The organism is Rhodobacter sp. P1_C2 (assembly GCF_056406375.1).
On the sequence record NZ_JBFUAG010000008.1, the window covers coordinates 1 to 15,782 of the forward strand.

The window sequence follows — 15,782 nt, forward strand, 5'->3', positions numbered from 1 at the left end:
GGCCACATCACAAACACGCGCCCCGGGAGCCAGGCTCTCGGCCACAACCCGTGCCTTCAGATCATCCGGCCAACGCCGCCGCCCGGTTGGCCCATCCAGAACCTCGATGCGCGAAACTCCCTTGCGACTGGGAACCTCCATCCGGTGCTCATTTTGGTGTTCCACTGCCAAACTCCTGCAAACTCAGTTGCAGGGCGGCATGCCCGAAAGACCTTCGCCCCGGAACCACGGGGCCGTCGCACCGCTTACAGTTCACAGTGGCGCAGAACAAGACAAACATGCTACTGATTACCAGATCGATGCGGCGGACAATTTGTGTTCCCGGCCGATCCTGCCGAGTGATGACTCGCTTCGCGAGTTTTCGGCCGATGGGGGCCATTGATGCCGACCAAATCCAAAAGCTATGTCGAAGCGCCGAGCACACTCGCGGTTGTGGTCCTCTCGAACGAGCCGCTGCTGTTCCTTTCGGCGGATCTCCAGATCATCGCAGCCAGCCTCTCGTTCTGCAAAACCTTTGACATCGATCCTGCGACGATCGTTGGCAAAAGCATCAGCACGCTTGGACATGGCGAATGGGCGATGCCGCGGTTGGCCTCGTTGCTGAAGGCAACGGCCGCCGGCAGCGCAAAGATCGACGCCTATGAGATCGACCTGAAGCGACCCGATCAGAAGACGCGACACCTGGTGGTCAACGCCCAGCTTCTTGATGACGGCGTGAAGGATCACATCCGGATGTTGCTGGCCGTCACGGACGTGACCGACGCCCGGGAGGCCGCCCGGCTCCGGGATGATCTGCTGAACGAGAAAGAGGTCTTGATCCAGGAAGTGCAACACCGCGTTGCCAACAGCCTGCAGATCATCGCCAGCGTGCTGATGCAAAGCGCCCGGCGGGTGCAATCCGACGAGGCCCGCGGCCATATCCAGAACGCCCATCACCGCGTGATGTCGATTGCGGCCGTCCAGAAGCAACTTTCCACGTCGAAGGGCGGCAAGGTGCTCTTGAAAGCCTACCTGACCCTGCTTTGCGAAAGTCTTGGGGCATCGATGATTGCGGACGACGACCGGCAATCCATCGTCGTTGACGTCGACGACAGTTCGGTGGAAGCCGACGTTTCCGTGAGCCTGGGGCTGATCGTGACGGAACTGGTGATCAACGCCCTGAAACACGCCTTCCCGACGCAGCCGACGGGCAAGATCACGGTCGCTTATTGGACGGAAGGCCAGGAATGGACGCTCAAGATCACGGATGACGGCATTGGGATGCCAACCGGCCATGCCGCACCGAAAGCCGGCCTGGGCACCGGCATCGTCGAGGCGCTGACCAGAAACATTCAGGGCAAACTCGAAGTGAGCGACGCTGAACCGGGCACCGCCGTCACCATCAGACATCGAGGGCAAGTTGCTGTCCCATCTGCCGCATAGGTCTCATTTGCATCCCGATCACTTCACATCTGGGGTTCACAAAAATCCCGTTTCAGATATTCAGAGAACCTGATGAAAAACGGTATAGCGATCGTGCTGGTGGTTGACGACAACGCACTCATACGGATGGGTGCTGTCGATCTTGTGCATTCGGCAGGCTACATCGCGCTGGAGGCCCAAGGGGCCGATGAGGCCATCAAGATCCTGGAATCGCGCGACGACATTGATCTGGTGTTCACCGATGTTCAGATGCCGGGGACGATGGACGGCATCAAACTGGCGCACTACATCCGCAACCGATGGCCGCCCGTGAAGTTGATCGTCGCATCCGGGCAGGCCATCCTGGAAGAGAGCAGCCTTCCGACAGGCAGCCACTACTTCGCCAAACCCTACTCCGATCACGCAATAGTCGACGCGATGGCGCGCTTGCTAGCGGTGGATAGTGCCGCTTGAGACGCTCGCATGTTTTGGATGCGGATCTTCGGTGAGCGCTTGACGGCTACGTCGTTGCAGAGCGAGTTCCAAAAATCCCCTGAAGCCTTACCTAACAAATTGATTTATAATATATTATTTTAGCCTTTTGGATTTCACGCCTCGCTCTCGCGTGCCGTCGGTGGAGCGTCCTGATTGAACTTGGGTCAGCTCTAATGTACAACTCAAGCGCGAACAATCCACAGGGTTTGCACCTTTCGTGAACAGGCACTATCTCAATCTCATGGAAACCTTCATCGTCGAATCTATGCAACCCAAAGTGAACGCCGCAGGCGGAGTGGGAACCGGGCGCTGGCTGGCACGAGCCTTTGACCTTGGTGACCTTGCCATCTATCTGATCGGCCTTAACATCCAGGTCCTCGAAGTGGGCCCGCATTTGGACGAGCGCGCAAAAGAACTCGGAATCTGGGACGGCGGCGTGGTGCAGATATGATTGACCCATGTAAATGCCCCCGCGACACCAACCGGCTCACCGGGTTTATCGTGAGCGCGGCCGCCACAGGCGAGCGAACTGAATGACGGAAAGACCAGAGCCGTAGTTTGATCTGTTTGACCGGCACGATGGCTTGAGAGAAAGCGCCACATTCAGGATCCCACATCACAAATGCGCATTAGCGTTAGATGCATATCCCGAAGAAAGTCCCGAACTCTGTTCTGGGTTCGGTCTACCCCTTGATCTCGTTCAGCCCGCTTAATCGATGATCCTCTGGCAACTAGTCCGGCATCTCAATCCATCGCTTAATCAGCCAGTCTGAGCGCAGTTGCCGGACGCTCCCTCCGCTAAGCTTTGGGGAATGCGCGAATCGTGATAGTTTCAGCTCCTGATGAAACTCGGGAGGTCCAAATGTCCCGTCTCATGGTCCGTTGCCCTACAACAAGCGGTGTGTCGTTTACCGGCCTCATCATGGACGAAGCGAGCTTTTCGAACTGCGGCTTCGTCATGGACCGAGAGCCGCATGTCTGTCCGTTCTGCTCCGAAGTGCATAGCTACGAGAGCGCCTATTTTTTCCTAGAAGATCCGACGGACGAAAAGGACGTGGCAGCTGCGTAGGTCACCATCGCTAGATCCGGCGCAGGAACACCCCGAGTGGCGATCGACTCGCAGGTGACGCTGAAGGTGCTTCTGCGGTGGGCCCTCGATGAAGCTGGCTCGAACCGTGCCGAGCTGGCCCGCCGCCTCGGAGTGGATCGGCCGACGGTGGACCGCCTGTTTGATCCGCACCACGGCACCCGCCTGGACCAATACGAGGCTGCATTCCGGGCGCTGGGAAAGGCAGTTTCGATAGAGGTTGTCGAGGCTGCTTGAACTCCGATCAGCTTTCAAGTGTGTTCGCAAAGGGCGGAAAGCCGCCTCACGATAGTGCAGCATAGCGCATGCAGCATGGTTGAAAACGCGGACGTTCACACATAGAGCGTGACCTGCCACGCGACTTTCATCCATTCACGTGAGCTCCGTTCCGGACGGTCCTGAAGCTTGAGCTAGGTTTGCTGCACCGCGTTAAAGCATGCCGACGGATTCCGTCAGGAATGACGCATTCATCGGCAGAAGGGCGAATCAGGTGATGGAGTTTCTGGCGTCGGGGCCTAAGCGATCGGGTTTTCCGGGTCTTGCTCCATTTCCCAATCTGCAAGTAGATCGCGCAAGGTCGCCTCCGCGTCCTGCAGCCGTTGCCCCCGGCGTTGTGAGAGCATGAAGGTCAACGGACGGATGTGCCAGGCATGGCGCTGAATGGCGACAAGGGTGCCGGCGGCCAGATCGCCCGCGACCAGATCGCGCGGCATGTGGCCCCAGCCGAGGCCCGCCGTCAGAAAATCATGCTTGGCGCTCAGGTCGTTGACATGCCACTTGCGCTCTCCGACCACGGCCACTTCGGTCTTGTCGGCGTTTGGGCGGTTGTCGGTGACGACAAGCTGCACATGCCGGCTGAATTCGTCGGTTGGAACCGGTGACGGGGTTGCGGCCAGGGGATGGGTCGGGGCGCAGACCGTGACCATCGACGTCTCTCCCAGCCAGTGCCGTTCGATGGCGTCAGGGTTCAACTCTGGCACGTCGGCGATGGAAATGGCCATGGAGCAGACGCCGTCGAGGACCAGCGCCTCGCCGCCCTGCATCGTCGTCATCCGCAGGCTGACCGCCACCATGGGCGAGAGGGTCTGCAAAGACTGAAGGCAGGCAATCAGATGCGGGCGCGGAAAATAGACGTCCGCCGCAATCGACAGCTGCGGTGCGCCGAACCGCGCGATGGCACTGGCGCGGGTCTTCATCTCTTCGGTGCGGGCGATGACCGATCGCGCGTCGGGCAGAAGGTTGCGCCCAGCAGCGCTAAGCTCGGCGCGGCGCGCATCCCGCTCGAAAAGTGCGACATCAAGCGCCTGCTCCAGCGCAGCGATGGCATGACTGACGGCGGACTGCGCCCGCATGAGTTTCTTGGCGGCACCCGAAAAGCTGCCTTCTTCGCAAACGGCCACGAAGGTGCGCAACTGGTTGATGGTGACGCTGTCCAGCAAATTCCCATCCAATCATTAGATGTATAGAAGCGAAATTACGTCAATTTACTGATGCAATCAAGCATCCTAAATATCGGTCATCAGTTGGCGATGGCGACCTTCCCAAGATTGCAGCCGCCCTGAGCCGGACAGAACAAACCTTCGATCAAGCCTCTCGTCAGGCCGTGCCCTCGTGTCGGTGCCGGTCATCAGGAAAGAATTGACCATGCCTCACAGACCGAAAACCGGGTCGGGAAGCTGGATTGCGCGGATTGCCAACCGGCTCCGCCCGACCGCAGGCGGCCCCGTTTCCCAGACTCCCCTCCCCCTTTCAAAAAGGACTACCCTCATGCCCACCCTTCTCGTCATCGAAGTCAGCCCGCGTTTTGATTATTCAACCTCGCGCAAGCTGACCGAACGCTTCGTTGCGGCCTGGAAGGCTGCCAATCCGCAAGGCAAGGTCATCACCCGTGATCTGGCCAAGGCGCCGGTTCCGCTGGTGGATTTCGCCTGGATCGGCGGGGCCTTCATGCCGGCCGACACGCACACAGCCGAAATGACGGCGGCCATCAGGGTGTCGGATGACCTGGTCGCGGAACTGAAGTCCGCCGACCACCTGCTGATCGCGACGCCGATGTTCAACTTCTCGATCCCGGCAGCGCTCAAGGCCTGGATCGACCAGATCGTGCGGGTCGGGGTGACGGTGGGCACCGACAACAAGGGCCTTCTGTCCGGCAAGCGCGCCGACATCATCCTGGCCACCGGCGGTGATTTCACGCCAGGCTCGCCGGTCGCGGGCTACAACCTTGCCAGCGGGTATCTGACCCAGGTGCTGGGGTGGATCGGGATTTCGGACGTCAACATCACGCTGGCCGGCCGCAGCGTCGCGGGCGGCGTCGGCGAAACCGCGGTCGAGGCCTTGGGTGCCACGGTCGAAGCTGCCGCCACTCGCGCGCCAGCCAGTGCCGCAGCGATGTGATCCCGGGAACGGCACCATGACTTCTCAACCACTAAGCACCCAACGCGGTGTTGCCCGGATAGACGATCCTGAAACCACACCGGGCTTCGTTTCAGGCCATCGGGTAAGGCGCCTGATCGGCAGCGACGATCCTGCCTTCAGCGACCCCTTCCTGCTGATGGGCGAAGACTGGATGCCGCATGGTGCCTATTCCGTTCATCCACATCGGGGCATGGAAACCTTGACCTACGTCATCGAGGGGGTGGTCGATCATCAGGACTCGGCCGGTCACCTCGGCTGGTTAGGGCCTGGTGATGCACAGTGGATGACTGCAGGGCGTGGCGTTCTGCACGAAGAAAGCGCGCCTCCCGGCACGATTGCACACACGCTGCAACTCTGGATCAACCTGCCCGCCGCCGCCAAGATGACCGAACCACGGTATCAGCATCTGCGTGCGGTGGACCGGCCTCTGTGGGAGCGGGGTGGCACCCGTATCGCCATCTTCTCGGGGCAAAGTCATGGGATTTCGGCCCCTACGCTGAACCATGTCCCGGTGACTATGCTTAAGGTCGATCTGGGTCCGCGCGACGCTACGTCGATCGACCTTGCCGGAGAAGACAACGCCTTCCTTTTCCTCCTGGAAGGCAGCGTCCTGGTCGGACCGGGTGAAAGCCGCGTCAGTGCCGGGCAAATCGCCTGGCTTACACGCCCGAACCGGTCGGAGCCGACAGAATTGACACTGCGCACGGACGATACGCCCGTGAGGCTTCTCCTCTTTGCAGGAAGACCCCTGCAAGAGCCCGTCGTCTTCGGCGGCCCCTTCGTGATGAACACCACCGAAGAAATACGTCAGGCCCGCCGGGACTTTGCGCGCGGGACCTTCGCCTCCAACAGCCAACCCACAGCGGTGGCGCAACCAAAAGGAAAATGACCATGACCTACAGCATCATCGGCACCGGCAACGTCGGTCTGACCCTCGCCGGGATATTCTCGCGCGCCGGCATCGACGTCGCTATTGCCAACACCCGCGGCCCGGCCACGATCGAGCCCCTGATCGCATCGCTTGGCCAGAGTGTGACGGCAGCCACGCTGGACGCGGCTCTCGAGGCCGACGTGATCTTCTTTGCCGTCCCTTTCCTCAACTTCAAGGATGTTGCCGCCACGCGGTCGGACTGGACCGGCAAGATCGTGATCGACGTCACCAACGCTGCCTTTCTGCCGCTCGACGTGCAGGAGCGCGAACTTCAGGGCCGCTTGTCGTCCGAGGTCAATGCAGATCGGGTCCCCGGCGCAAATCTCGTCAAAGCGTTCAACCAGTTGCCGATGAAGGGACTTGTAGCCCCGGTCGCCATTCCGGATGGCCGCCGCGTCGTGTTCGTGTCGAGCGACGACGAGGCCTCCAGCGCTTTGGTCGCCAAACTGGTCTCCGACCTTGGCTACGCACCGATCGAATTGGGCAAGATTGCGGAAGGCGGGCGCCTGATCCAAGCCAGAAATGCCCTGATTTTCCAGAACTTGATCAAGGTCGGCTGAAAGCGTGTGAAGTTGGTTGAGATGGAAGAAATCCGTCGGACCGCCAGTCCATCTGGCGATCCGACAATGAACCATAGCATGTGATATTTGGACGAAGCCAAAGCAGGCAACGGCCGAGGTCTTGGCACCGGTCTTTTTTCGATGTTTCGGGCCAGTAGTCGGCAAAGCACCTTCGGTCCTGTTTGATGCTCCGGTAGGTGTGATCGCGCCCGCTTCGAGCCTGACGGCTTGCACGGTTGAGCGACACGTCAGCATCGGCGGCATTGTCCAACTGAAAATGCTGCGGCTGGCGAGAATGGCTGGTACGGAAAAGCCACAATGCGCCTTGCCACGGCCGCCGACGGTCGGCAATGGGCCGCTCTCGTGGATGTTCAGGACCTGACCAGGGCTCTCCTAGACCGTCTCTACCCTCTTAAAGAGGATACGAAACCTGGTCGGGCTTCCTTTGCAGAGGATGATCCTCGCCCTGTGCGCAGTCAGCAGGTTGCGCACGATGGCAAGCCCCATTCCTGTGCCGCCAAGGTCGCGGCGCGTGGTAAAGAAGGGCTCGAAAATCCGTGTCTCGTTGCCAGTCGAGATACCGGCTCCGTCGTCGCAGATGTCGAGAATGGGGCCCGAAGCGGTCATCTCGGCTTCAAGCGCGACCTGTCTGGCGCCGTGTTCGACAGCGTTGCGCAGCATCTGACCCAGCACGATGATCATGCCCTCTGGAGCGATCGGCAGGAGCAGGCTCTCGTTTTGCGCAGACAGGCCAAGGCCCGGGAAATCGGCGCGCAATCCGGGCAGCAGGTCGCGAAGCGGCACGTGGCCCAGGTGGCGGACCTCGCGGGCCTGTGCGGCGCGGCGCAGGGCGGAGAGTTGCGCCTCAATCTGCGCGCAGGCCCCGTCGATCCCAGCTAAGAGAAGAGCGTCCTCGGGCGACTGCACTCCGCCGTCCTCCAGCAACTCCGCTGCGGCCCTTATCGCCGCAACGGGCGTCTTCAGTTCATGCGTGACATGGTCGGTAAAGGTACGGATCGTCGCCTCACGGTCGCGGAGCGTCTCTGCCATGGCGACCACGCGAACCGCCGTCGCCGCCGTATCACGCGTACCGAAATGCAGCGGCAAAGCGGCCGACCTACCGCTTTCCTGGGCGCGCGCATAGTTCTCCAGCGCCCGGATCGGCCGCAACAGCAGCCGCAACAACAGCCATCCCAGGCCCGCCGTGGCGGCGGTGATCGTCAGCGCCAAGGCCACGGCCGAAACGCGAAAGCCAAAGACCGGGCCGAGATAGCGCAATGCCACAAGGCCCGCAAATGACATGCTAAGGGTTGCCGCCAGTGCCCCGCCCAAGACGAAAGCCAACGAGGGCCGCCAGCGACGCGTCAAAGGCAGGCCCCCAGTCTCATCCCTTGGCCATGGACCGTCTCAATCACCCCGTCGCAGCCGGCTTCGGTCAGTTTGCGGCGCAGGTTGCGCAGATGACTGTCGAAGGTGCGGTTGGATACGGGACTCTTGGCCCCCCAAAGTGCTGCCAACAAGGCAGGGCGCGCCGCCAGTCTGTCAGGCTCGGCCATCAGCCGCGCCAATATGTCGAATTCGGTCGCGGTCAGCGCGACCTCGGCGCCGTCCACCCGACAAGATCTGGCCCGTAAATCCAACTCAACCCGCCCCCGCGACAGGGTTTCCGCCAGCGGGCCCCTCCCGGCGCGCTTGAGGATGGCCCGAACGCGGGCGATCAATTCGCGCGGTGAAAAGGGTTTCGTCACATAGTCATCCGCGCCCAATTCCAGCCCGACAATCCGGTCGATCTCGTCATCGCGGGCGGTCAGAAACAGGATCGGCACCTCGGAGCCCGACCGAATCCGGCGGCAGACCTCGAAACCGTCCATCTCGGGCAGGCCGACATCCAGCACGATCAGATCGGGTGTCTCACGGCTGGCATGGATCAGCGCAGCGCGGCCATCGGCGGCGGTCAATGTGGCAAAGCCCGCCCGCTCCATCGCGATCCGCACCAGTTCACGCAGGCGCGGATCGTCATCGACGATCAGGATCTTCATTGTCCCCGCTCCACTGGAACCCGTCCCTCCCCTTCGACCTTGGCTGCACTGTAGTGGGCGACGCGCCAGGAGCGAAAGCCCCAATCCCGCCAGTCTTCGACAATCGGGGCTTCAAGGATGGTGCAGTGTTGCGGGTCTTTGACCGATAGCACCCATGAGGCGGTGGAGCTCGGCTCCAGGGCGCCATGCGCCAGGGGCCCGAGGTCGCAGATGTAACCGATGTCGGCATTGGCTTGGTCCAGGTTCTGCACCGCGATGATCTGCGCGAAATTGATGAAGGCGCTGACGTAAAGGGTGCCGAGGCCCAGAGCCACAAAGCGAAGGACAAGCCACGAGTTCTTCCGCCTCAGAAAGACCTGACACGCAACCAGTCCCAGGCCGACCGTCACGAGTCCCATCCAGATCAGCGCGTAAAGCCGCAGATAGGTCAGTCCGAAGGCATCGATGTAGTGGTCCAGCCGCATCATCGCCGCGGCGCACAAGATCACATTCTGCACCAGCCAGACCAGCAAGAGCGGTCGGATAGCCCGCCGCTCGCCCAGAAAGGGCCGGGCGGCTAGGGCAAAGGCGCCGGCAAGGAGCGCCGTTGCCAAGAGCGGATAGGCCCCGCGATGGGCATATTCCGCCAGGCTCATCCCCTCGGGCAGTCTTGCGCCAAAGGCCAGGATCGTCAGGTCGGTCGTTGTTTGCACCGCGATCAACAGGTTGAACACTCCAAGGGCCCGCAGCACGGAACTGGCATTGAGCCCGAACCACCTGCCGGACAGGGCAGGAATATGGGGCAGGGCGATCGGATCGGGCTGCTTCCGGGCAAGCAGAGCGCTGAGGAATACGGCCGCGGCGGTCCAGAACAACCCGCGGTTCAGCAAGGCCCAAAGGTCGAGGTCGATCCGCAGGATCTCCGCCAGAACCGGGTTCGCTTGCATCAGAAGCCCGGCAATCACAAGAACGCCACCCAAGGGAAAGGCCCAGTCCCGCACCATCCGGCGCAAGCAACCGTTGGTCCGGGGGGCGGCGACGATCCTGGCCAAGGTCGCTCTGCGAAGGGGCAGCCCTCGGAACCAGCGGACGGGCAAGGCCCTCAGCAAGGCCGGAGCCAAGGGGACGATGTCCGGCAAAGCGGCTTTGGGGTTGCGGAGCCAGATCAGGGCTCCGGCCAAACCGACCGCAAGAAAGGCAGCCGACAGTGCCTGCAGATGCTCAACCACCGGTGTGACCGCCAGGACCAACAGGAGCATGGGCTTCCAACCGAGCGGGTGAGGGCGATCTTGAAAGGCCGCGACAGCGAAGATCGCCACTGCAAAAATCGCCAGCGACAAGCCGGGGGCGTGATGCCAAAACAGCAGATCGGCCAAAGCGACAAGCACCACCAGCCCAGCCCGACGCGGAAGACCTCCCATCGCGGACGGTGCAGGCGGCTCGGGCTTAGAAGTCAAGGGATCATCGAGCCACCATCCGTCGCGCGCAAGTGAGCTCGGCAGGCCCGAGATTAGAGGGGGTTGGGTCATTTCATGGCTCCGCATTGTGTCTTCCGACACACTCGGACAGTCGGCGTGCAGAAGCCGCGGGGAGACTGCGCAGATCTTGTGCAGGTGCGAAGCCGATCCGCTTATGGGGTTCTGCACCGAATGCGGGGAACCCGAAAACAGGATCGTTTCATCGAGGGGAGGCGGGGCCCTTCAGCCCAAAGCATGGCAATTGCTTGGACTGTAGACCCGGCTCGACGGATTTGACCACACCTCGTTTGAACGGCGGCTTTCCGGAAGCCAGCTGCGGGTGTGCGGATATCCCGAAGGGCAGCTTTGGGCCGAAATCGACATCCGATGCGCACGCCGTCGACATGCCGGAAGCCAACGATCTTACCGTGGGCATCATGTCCCTGGTTGCCCAAGCCGAACGCGAGGCGACATCCCGTCGCACCAAGGGGGCCCTGGCCGTCGCCAAGGCGCGCGGGGTGAGGCTCGGCAACCCCAACGGGGCGGAGGCGCTCCGACACGCCGGGAAGGGCGCTGTGGCCCTCAGGAGGGCCGTCACCGCCAACGCGGATCTGTTTGCGGAGGGGCTGGAGTCGGTGTTGGCGGATATCCGGGCACAGGGGCACACCACATTGCGCGCGATGGCTGCGGAACTAAACCGGCGGGGGATGAGGACGCGGCGCGGGGGGAAGTGGCAGGTGTCGAATGTCAGAAACCTGATCAAGCGGTCGGCAGCTTCGTCAGTCGTCGTCTCAAGTGTGCGGGCCAGAGGCCTCCAGTCGCAGGAATTTTTGCGTGTGCGCGCAGTCTGGCCGGATGAGCGGCCACCGCGATCGGCTTCACAGATCATGTCGCGTGACCGATGGCCGGCGAGATTTGACAGGCCCGAGCCCAGGCGGTCCTAGCTGAGGCCGTCACGGGCGATTTTGAAAAGGCTGATGCGAAAAAATCTTGGAATGGAGAGCGCCAAGGGGCTACCTCTGCGTCAGGACGGCTGTGGAGCAACGATTTACGACGCGTGCTGAACGCCCGGCCGTTGCGAGGACGAAACCCATGCCTGACGCCCGATCCGCAGTGTCTAAGCGCAAGAACTTCACCGGCGCAACATCGATTGCGCACGATTTCGGACGCTAAAGCCAGGCGAGGCTTGGACCATTTCCTTACCAAGCGGACTGGATCCCGAACATGGGTAAGGGGGGCGCGCGAGGCTCAAGCCTCGGGGCGAGACGCAACCCGTCTTCCGCTTTGCCGTCCACCGTTTGATTCCGTCGTCCATCGTCACAGGCACCGCTACCTTCTCCTTTGTAAAACGAGCAGAATTTCTCCGGGTGGTTCCAATTTCGTGCCCAACCGTGACTTTGGGATTGTTCTCGATGTCACATTCCGGAATGGCTGTTTCTGGAAAAGCGGCGTCGCTATTCTCAAAGAGAGCTGGCGGTCTGCTTCGAGCTGGAAGCACACTAATTCAAATCTGGCATCCTGGCCTGCTGCCGGTTTCGTGGACACGAAGATAAGATCGTGATCAAGGAACTGGAGAGCAGATATGACGAGACGGAAGTTCAGCCGTGAGTTCATGATCGAGGCCGTAAGGCTGGTGACGGATCGGGGAGTTGCGGTGGCGCAAGCGGCCCGAGACCTCGACGTGGCGGAGAGCGTCCTGCGCCGCTGGTTTCGGGATGGAGGGCCTGACTGCCATTGGTCCGAAGGAAGGCCCGACGCCGCAACCCCTGCCACGTCGTTTCCCGGGAACGGGCAGATGCGGGCCGATCTAGCCGAGCCGGCCAGTACACCGACTGGGGCGGTCAATCGCTGTACCAGCTTTATTCCTTTGAGAAACAGGGGCGTTTGTCTATCGTAATGCTGACGGCCGGGACAAGGCCGCGTGGGATGAGGTTCGGGGATGGACGACGTTCTGGTGCTGCTGGGGCTTGTCGCGCTCGCGATACCCGTGGGTCTGATCGTACTGGTCGTCGCCCATGTGGCCCTGCGAAACCGCGTTCTGCGGATGGAACATCTCATCGCCGAAATGAGGGCTACGGCCGCGCTGCAACCTGTGTCATCTGTCAGTCCGGCGCAGGACGCACTCCTCCGGCCCATGCCCGTTCAGCCTGCAACCGTTCAACCTGTGCCAATGCCTGCAGAGGTTGCGCCACCAGGGATTTTGCCAGACCCAGCGCCTGAATCCGCCGAGCAGGAAAAGCCCGCGTCACTTGACCAGAACCGCCCGATCGTGATGCGGGCGGACCGGGTCTCGGCCCTTGGCGTCTGGCTGCGACGCAACTGGGTCTATGCAATTTCAGCAGCCTCTCTGGCGCTGGCCGGGGTATTTTTGGTGCAATACGGTGTGCAGAACGGGTTGTTGCCGCCCGCAGCCCGCGTCATGGCCGCGATTCTGTTCGGGGCCGCACTGATCGCCGCCGGAGAATGGATGCGTCGGCACGGGGGCGACGGCGAGGGGAGTGCGACCGCCAATCTGCCGTCGGTCTTTGCCGGGGCCGGGCTGGTTGTGATCTTTGCCGCCACGGTTGCGGCGCGACAGTTGTACGATCTGATCGGCCCGACTGCGGCGCTGGTTCTGCACATAGCGACGGCGCTGATTGGCGTCGGGCTCGGCTGGTTCTATGGCCCGCTTCTGGTGGCTGTGGGCCTGTTCGGCGCTGCAGCGGCGCCTTTTCTCGTCGGGTCGGACAGTTCGGCAACGCCTTTGCTTTACGCCTATTACGGGTTGGTTGCGGCCACCGGGCTTGCGGTGGATGCGGTGCGCCGCTGGGCCTGGGTTTCGGTCATGGCGCTGGTTCTGGGCTATGCGGGCGGATACGCGATGCTGAACTTCGGCGCGGGAGAGCTGGGCTGGCAGATCCATCTGGTGGTGCTGGCGCTGGCCGCTATCGCGCTTCCGCTGCTGAGCCTGATCCCCGAACACCCCGGCCCGTCGGTGCTCGGCGCCCTGCTGGACAAGGGCGCCTCTGGCTGGCCTGTGTTTCCGACCCGTCTGGCCGCAGGTTCAGTTCTGGTGTCGAGCCTGGCCTTGCTGATGCTGCCGGGGGAGACGGCGGCGCTTGGCTTTGGCGCCTTTGTCGCGCTGACGGTGCTGGCGCTTTTGCTCTTGATCTGGGCCGACCGGGCCGAGGGTCTGACCGATCTGGCGCTGCTGCCCGCTGCGGCGATCGCGGTGCGTCTGGTCTATGACGTGACGCAATACTGGCCGATGTCGCAAGGCTTTCTGGCTCAGGCAATCATCCTGCGTCTGCCCGAGAGTGGCCCTCCGATGACGGTGACCTGGATTGGCTTGATGGCAAGTGCGGTTTCGGCGGCTTTTGCGGTGCGCGCCTTGCGGGGCGGGAGGGCGGCCTTGCTGCACGCACTCGCGGCGGTTCTGGTGGCGCCGGTTGTCGTGGCGGTGCTGGAATTGTTTTGGCAACCCGCCGGGGTCTTGGGCACTTGGGGGTGGTCGGTCCACGCGATGCTGGTGGCGGCCGGGATGGTGGGTCTGGCCGAGCGTTTTGCCCGCAAAGATGGTGTCGACCACTGCCGGGCCGCCTATGCCACGTTGTCGGCTCTGTCGCTGATCGCCTTGTCGCTGTTCGTCCTGACCAGTGCCACAGCTCTGACCCTTGCCTTGGCCGTGCTGGTCGTGGCGGCAGCGGCGCTTGACCAACGCTTTACGCTGCGTGAGATGGGGCTCTTCATCCAGATTGCGGTTCTGGTTCTGGGATACCGGTTGGTGGTTGACCCCGGCATCGACTGGGCCCTGACCGCGCCTCTGCTGTCGGTCCTGCTGGCGTTTGCTGGAGCGGTCGCGGCCGAAATTGTGGCTGTTATCCTGCTCGCCGCTCTGCCGCGACCCATGACCAAGGGCGTGCTGGAAAGTGCGGCATTGGCGCTGGTGGCGGTCCTGTTCAACGTGCTGATTGGGCGCTGGCTGGTCGGGCCGGATGGCGATTTCACGACGCAGAGCAGCTATTCGGCAACCTTGCATGCCTTGCCATGGCTCTCGATGACGCTGGTTCAGCTTTACCGAGCGCGGCTGGGCGGGCCGATGCGCAAGCTGCGCCTGATCATCGCCGGCGTTGCCGGACTTGCCGCAACCGCCGGGCTGTTGGCTGCGGTTGGTCCCCTGAACCCGCTTTTCGCGTCGCCTTATGATCAGCCTCAGATCGTGGTGATCGGGCCGATCCTGCTGGACACCCTCGCGCTGGCTTATGCCATGCCGGGCCTGATCCTGCTTTTTGCCGCGCGCAGGCTGGGGCTGCCCTCCAAGGTTATCTTCGCCGTGATGGGCGTGGGGTCGGCCTTGCTCGCGCTGTATGCCGGGCTGGAGATCAGGCGCTTCTGGCAAGGCGATTTTCTGGGTGGACCGGGTGTGCGCCAGAACGAACTTTACAGCTATACCGTGGCGCTGACTCTGCTCGGGGCGGGCCTTCTGTATCAGGCAATTGCGCGCCGGTCGGTGCTGCTGCGCCGTGTCGGCATGGCGGTCATTGCCGTCACCGTCGCCAAGGTGTTCCTGATTGACGCCGCCGGGCTGAGCGGCCTGACGCGGGTGTTCAGCTTTCTTGGCCTCGGTATGTCACTGGCCGGGCTCGCCTGGCTCAACCGCTGGGCCGAACTGGTGTCACGCAAGTAGGGACGGCGGCTTGATCAAAGGAAAGCGGCTCAAAGCAAAGCATCTGATGAGCAAGCCTTCCGCTTGGCTTCGAACATGACCAAAGCGTCCTCCTTGACCCCTCCAAGACGTTGCCTGAAGGCAGTGTCAGAGGAAGATCTGTTGAGGCGGGCGGAGCGGTCGCCTAGCCTCGAGTGATGATCAAACGTAGCCCGATCCGGTACTTCAAGACGGCACCCGAAATCATCCGCCTGGCGGTTATGATGTATGTTCGATACCCGCTTTCGCTGCGGAATGTCGAGGATCTGCTGCCCGAGCGTGGTATCGAGATCAGCCACGAAGCGGTGCGGTTCTGGTGGAACAGGTTCGGCCCGCTGTTCGCTGCGGAAATCCGGATATGGCGGATTTCGAGCACGCGGCCGAGCCGCTGGCGGTGGCATCTGGACGAGGTTTTCGTGAAGCTCAACGGCCGGCAGCCCTACCCTTGGCGGGCCGCTGACCAGGAAGGAAGTCGAAACCGCACAAGTTGGATACCGGTCGCTTTTCCACCGAATACCAATTCGAATTTTTGACATTATAGTAGTTTCAATAGCTTACGTGGCAGAGAAGGTTCGATCGCAGTCGCGTTCCCTCCGCCATCATCCTTTAAAGTCATTGGGTAATTCGGTGGATTGCGAAATCTGCCCCTGAAACCACACCCGGAAATTCAAAGTGGACTTGGCGCGACTCTCAGCCATCGCCTTGAGCTTGATATCATTCGACATTTCCAT

General features: G+C 61.9%; 15 protein-coding genes and 2 pseudogenes. 12 read left to right on the forward strand and 5 right to left on the reverse strand.

Annotated features, from left to right (window positions below; all coding sequences use genetic code 11):
• Nucleotides 1–381 precede the first annotated feature (381 nt).
• The 5 genes from AC1DZT_RS14825 (at nucleotide 382) to AC1DZT_RS14845 (ending at nucleotide 3,220) form a co-directional block, all read left to right on the forward strand.
• Nucleotides 382–1,422, forward strand: coding sequence for a sensor histidine kinase (locus AC1DZT_RS14825; RefSeq protein ID WP_478007418.1), 1,041 nt, complete (start codon nucleotides 382–384; stop codon nucleotides 1,420–1,422).
• 72 nt (nucleotides 1,423–1,494) lie between these two features.
• A complete protein-coding gene (locus AC1DZT_RS14830; RefSeq protein ID WP_478007419.1) occupies nucleotides 1,495–1,875 on the forward strand; it encodes a response regulator in 381 nt (126 codons plus the stop codon).
• A 262-nt stretch (nucleotides 1,876–2,137) separates the two neighbouring features.
• A complete protein-coding gene (locus AC1DZT_RS14835) occupies nucleotides 2,138–2,347 on the forward strand; it encodes a hypothetical protein (RefSeq protein ID WP_478002334.1) in 210 nt (69 codons plus the stop codon).
• A 411-nt stretch (nucleotides 2,348–2,758) separates the two neighbouring features.
• The gene (locus AC1DZT_RS14840; RefSeq protein WP_478007420.1) at nucleotides 2,759–2,965 is read left to right on the forward strand and encodes a hypothetical protein; all 207 of its coding nucleotides are present in this window, start codon (nucleotides 2,759–2,761) and stop codon (nucleotides 2,963–2,965) included.
• A gap of 36 nt (nucleotides 2,966–3,001) precedes the next feature.
• Nucleotides 3,002–3,220 (forward strand): helix-turn-helix domain-containing protein, encoded by a 219-nt coding sequence (locus AC1DZT_RS14845; RefSeq protein WP_478007421.1) that lies wholly within the window; start codon nucleotides 3,002–3,004, stop codon nucleotides 3,218–3,220.
• Nucleotides 3,221–3,498: 278 nt separating this feature from the next.
• On the opposite strand, the gene AC1DZT_RS14850 is transcribed toward AC1DZT_RS14845, so the two are convergent.
• Complete coding sequence (locus AC1DZT_RS14850; RefSeq protein ID WP_478007422.1) at nucleotides 3,499–4,422, reverse strand: LysR family transcriptional regulator; 924 nt, start codon at nucleotides 4,420–4,422, stop codon at nucleotides 3,499–3,501.
• A 328-nt stretch (nucleotides 4,423–4,750) separates the two neighbouring features.
• On the opposite strand from AC1DZT_RS14850, the gene AC1DZT_RS14855 reads away from it, so the two are divergent.
• From AC1DZT_RS14855 to AC1DZT_RS14865, 3 genes are read left to right on the forward strand one after another with little or no spacing between them, the layout of a single operon-like run.
• Entirely contained in the window at nucleotides 4,751–5,380 is a 630-nt protein-coding gene (locus AC1DZT_RS14855) for an FMN-dependent NADH-azoreductase (protein WP_478007423.1), read from the forward strand.
• Nucleotides 5,381–5,396: 16 nt separating this feature from the next.
• Complete coding sequence (locus AC1DZT_RS14860; protein WP_478007424.1) at nucleotides 5,397–6,290, forward strand: pirin family protein; 894 nt, start codon at nucleotides 5,397–5,399, stop codon at nucleotides 6,288–6,290.
• Between the two features lie 2 nt (nucleotides 6,291–6,292).
• Nucleotides 6,293–6,892 (forward strand): NADPH-dependent F420 reductase, encoded by a 600-nt coding sequence (locus tag AC1DZT_RS14865; protein WP_478007425.1) that lies wholly within the window; start codon nucleotides 6,293–6,295, stop codon nucleotides 6,890–6,892.
• Between the two features lie 393 nt (nucleotides 6,893–7,285).
• Here AC1DZT_RS14865 and AC1DZT_RS14870 read toward each other — a convergent pair whose 3' ends face one another.
• Genes AC1DZT_RS14870 through AC1DZT_RS14880 form a run of 3 tightly spaced genes read right to left on the reverse strand, consistent with a single transcriptional unit; the run spans nucleotide 7,286 to nucleotide 10,439 of the window.
• Nucleotides 7,286–8,236, reverse strand: a complete 951-nt coding sequence (locus AC1DZT_RS14870; RefSeq protein WP_478007426.1) for a sensor histidine kinase — start codon at nucleotides 8,234–8,236, stop codon at nucleotides 7,286–7,288.
• 20 nt (nucleotides 8,237–8,256) lie between these two features.
• On the reverse strand, nucleotides 8,257–8,931 hold the full coding sequence (locus AC1DZT_RS14875; protein ID WP_478007427.1) for a response regulator transcription factor: 675 nt from the start codon (nucleotides 8,929–8,931) through the stop codon (nucleotides 8,257–8,259).
• On the reverse strand, nucleotides 8,928–10,439 hold the full coding sequence (locus AC1DZT_RS14880) for a DUF4153 domain-containing protein (RefSeq protein WP_478007428.1): 1,512 nt from the start codon (nucleotides 10,437–10,439) through the stop codon (nucleotides 8,928–8,930). Before AC1DZT_RS14880 ends, AC1DZT_RS14875 begins: the two co-directional genes overlap by 4 nt.
• 365 nt (nucleotides 10,440–10,804) lie before the next feature.
• Between AC1DZT_RS14880 and AC1DZT_RS14885 the strand changes: the two genes are divergently transcribed.
• From AC1DZT_RS14885 to AC1DZT_RS14900, 4 genes and pseudogenes are all read left to right on the forward strand, one after another.
• Complete coding sequence (locus tag AC1DZT_RS14885; protein ID WP_478007617.1) at nucleotides 10,805–11,311, forward strand: recombinase-like helix-turn-helix domain-containing protein; 507 nt, start codon at nucleotides 10,805–10,807, stop codon at nucleotides 11,309–11,311.
• 638 nt (nucleotides 11,312–11,949) lie between these two features.
• Nucleotides 11,950–12,183, forward strand: a pseudogene (locus AC1DZT_RS14890) (transposase); the annotation flags it as partial.
• Nucleotides 12,184–12,567: 384 nt separating this feature from the next.
• A complete protein-coding gene (locus tag AC1DZT_RS14895) occupies nucleotides 12,568–15,033 on the forward strand; it encodes a DUF2339 domain-containing protein (protein WP_478007429.1) in 2,466 nt (821 codons plus the stop codon).
• Nucleotides 15,034–15,209: 176 nt separating this feature from the next.
• Nucleotides 15,210–15,521: pseudogene (locus AC1DZT_RS14900) on the forward strand (DDE-type integrase/transposase/recombinase); the annotation flags it as partial.
• A 129-nt stretch (nucleotides 15,522–15,650) separates the two neighbouring features.
• On the opposite strand, the gene AC1DZT_RS14905 reads toward AC1DZT_RS14900, so the two are convergent.
• Nucleotides 15,651–15,782, reverse strand: a complete 132-nt coding sequence (locus tag AC1DZT_RS14905) for a hypothetical protein (protein WP_478007430.1) — start codon at nucleotides 15,780–15,782, stop codon at nucleotides 15,651–15,653.

Bases quoted from the DNA above. Each gene is read 5' to 3' on its own strand.
- AC1DZT_RS14830 (WP_478007419.1), top strand. From the start codon at position 1,495: ATGAAAAACGGTATAGCGATCGTGCTGGTGGTTGACGACAACGCACTC.
- AC1DZT_RS14835 (WP_478002334.1), top strand. From the start codon at position 2,138: ATGGAAACCTTCATCGTCGAATCTATGCAACCCAAAGTGAACGCCGCA.
- AC1DZT_RS14855 (WP_478007423.1), top strand. From the start codon at position 4,751: ATGCCCACCCTTCTCGTCATCGAAGTCAGCCCGCGTTTTGATTATTCA.
- AC1DZT_RS14905 (WP_478007430.1), bottom strand. From the start codon at position 15,782: ATGGAAATGTCGAATGATATCAAGCTCAAGGCGATGGCTGAGAGTCGC.
- AC1DZT_RS14875 (WP_478007427.1), bottom strand. From the start codon at position 8,931: ATGAAGATCCTGATCGTCGATGACGATCCGCGCCTGCGTGAACTGGTG.
- AC1DZT_RS14860 (WP_478007424.1), top strand. From the start codon at position 5,397: ATGACTTCTCAACCACTAAGCACCCAACGCGGTGTTGCCCGGATAGAC.
- AC1DZT_RS14880 (WP_478007428.1), bottom strand. From the start codon at position 10,439: ATGACCCAACCCCCTCTAATCTCGGGCCTGCCGAGCTCACTTGCGCGC.
- AC1DZT_RS14885 (WP_478007617.1), top strand. From the start codon at position 10,805: ATGTCCCTGGTTGCCCAAGCCGAACGCGAGGCGACATCCCGTCGCACC.
- AC1DZT_RS14825 (WP_478007418.1), top strand. From the start codon at position 382: ATGCCGACCAAATCCAAAAGCTATGTCGAAGCGCCGAGCACACTCGCG.
- AC1DZT_RS14840 (WP_478007420.1), top strand. From the start codon at position 2,759: ATGTCCCGTCTCATGGTCCGTTGCCCTACAACAAGCGGTGTGTCGTTT.
- AC1DZT_RS14865 (WP_478007425.1), top strand. From the start codon at position 6,293: ATGACCTACAGCATCATCGGCACCGGCAACGTCGGTCTGACCCTCGCC.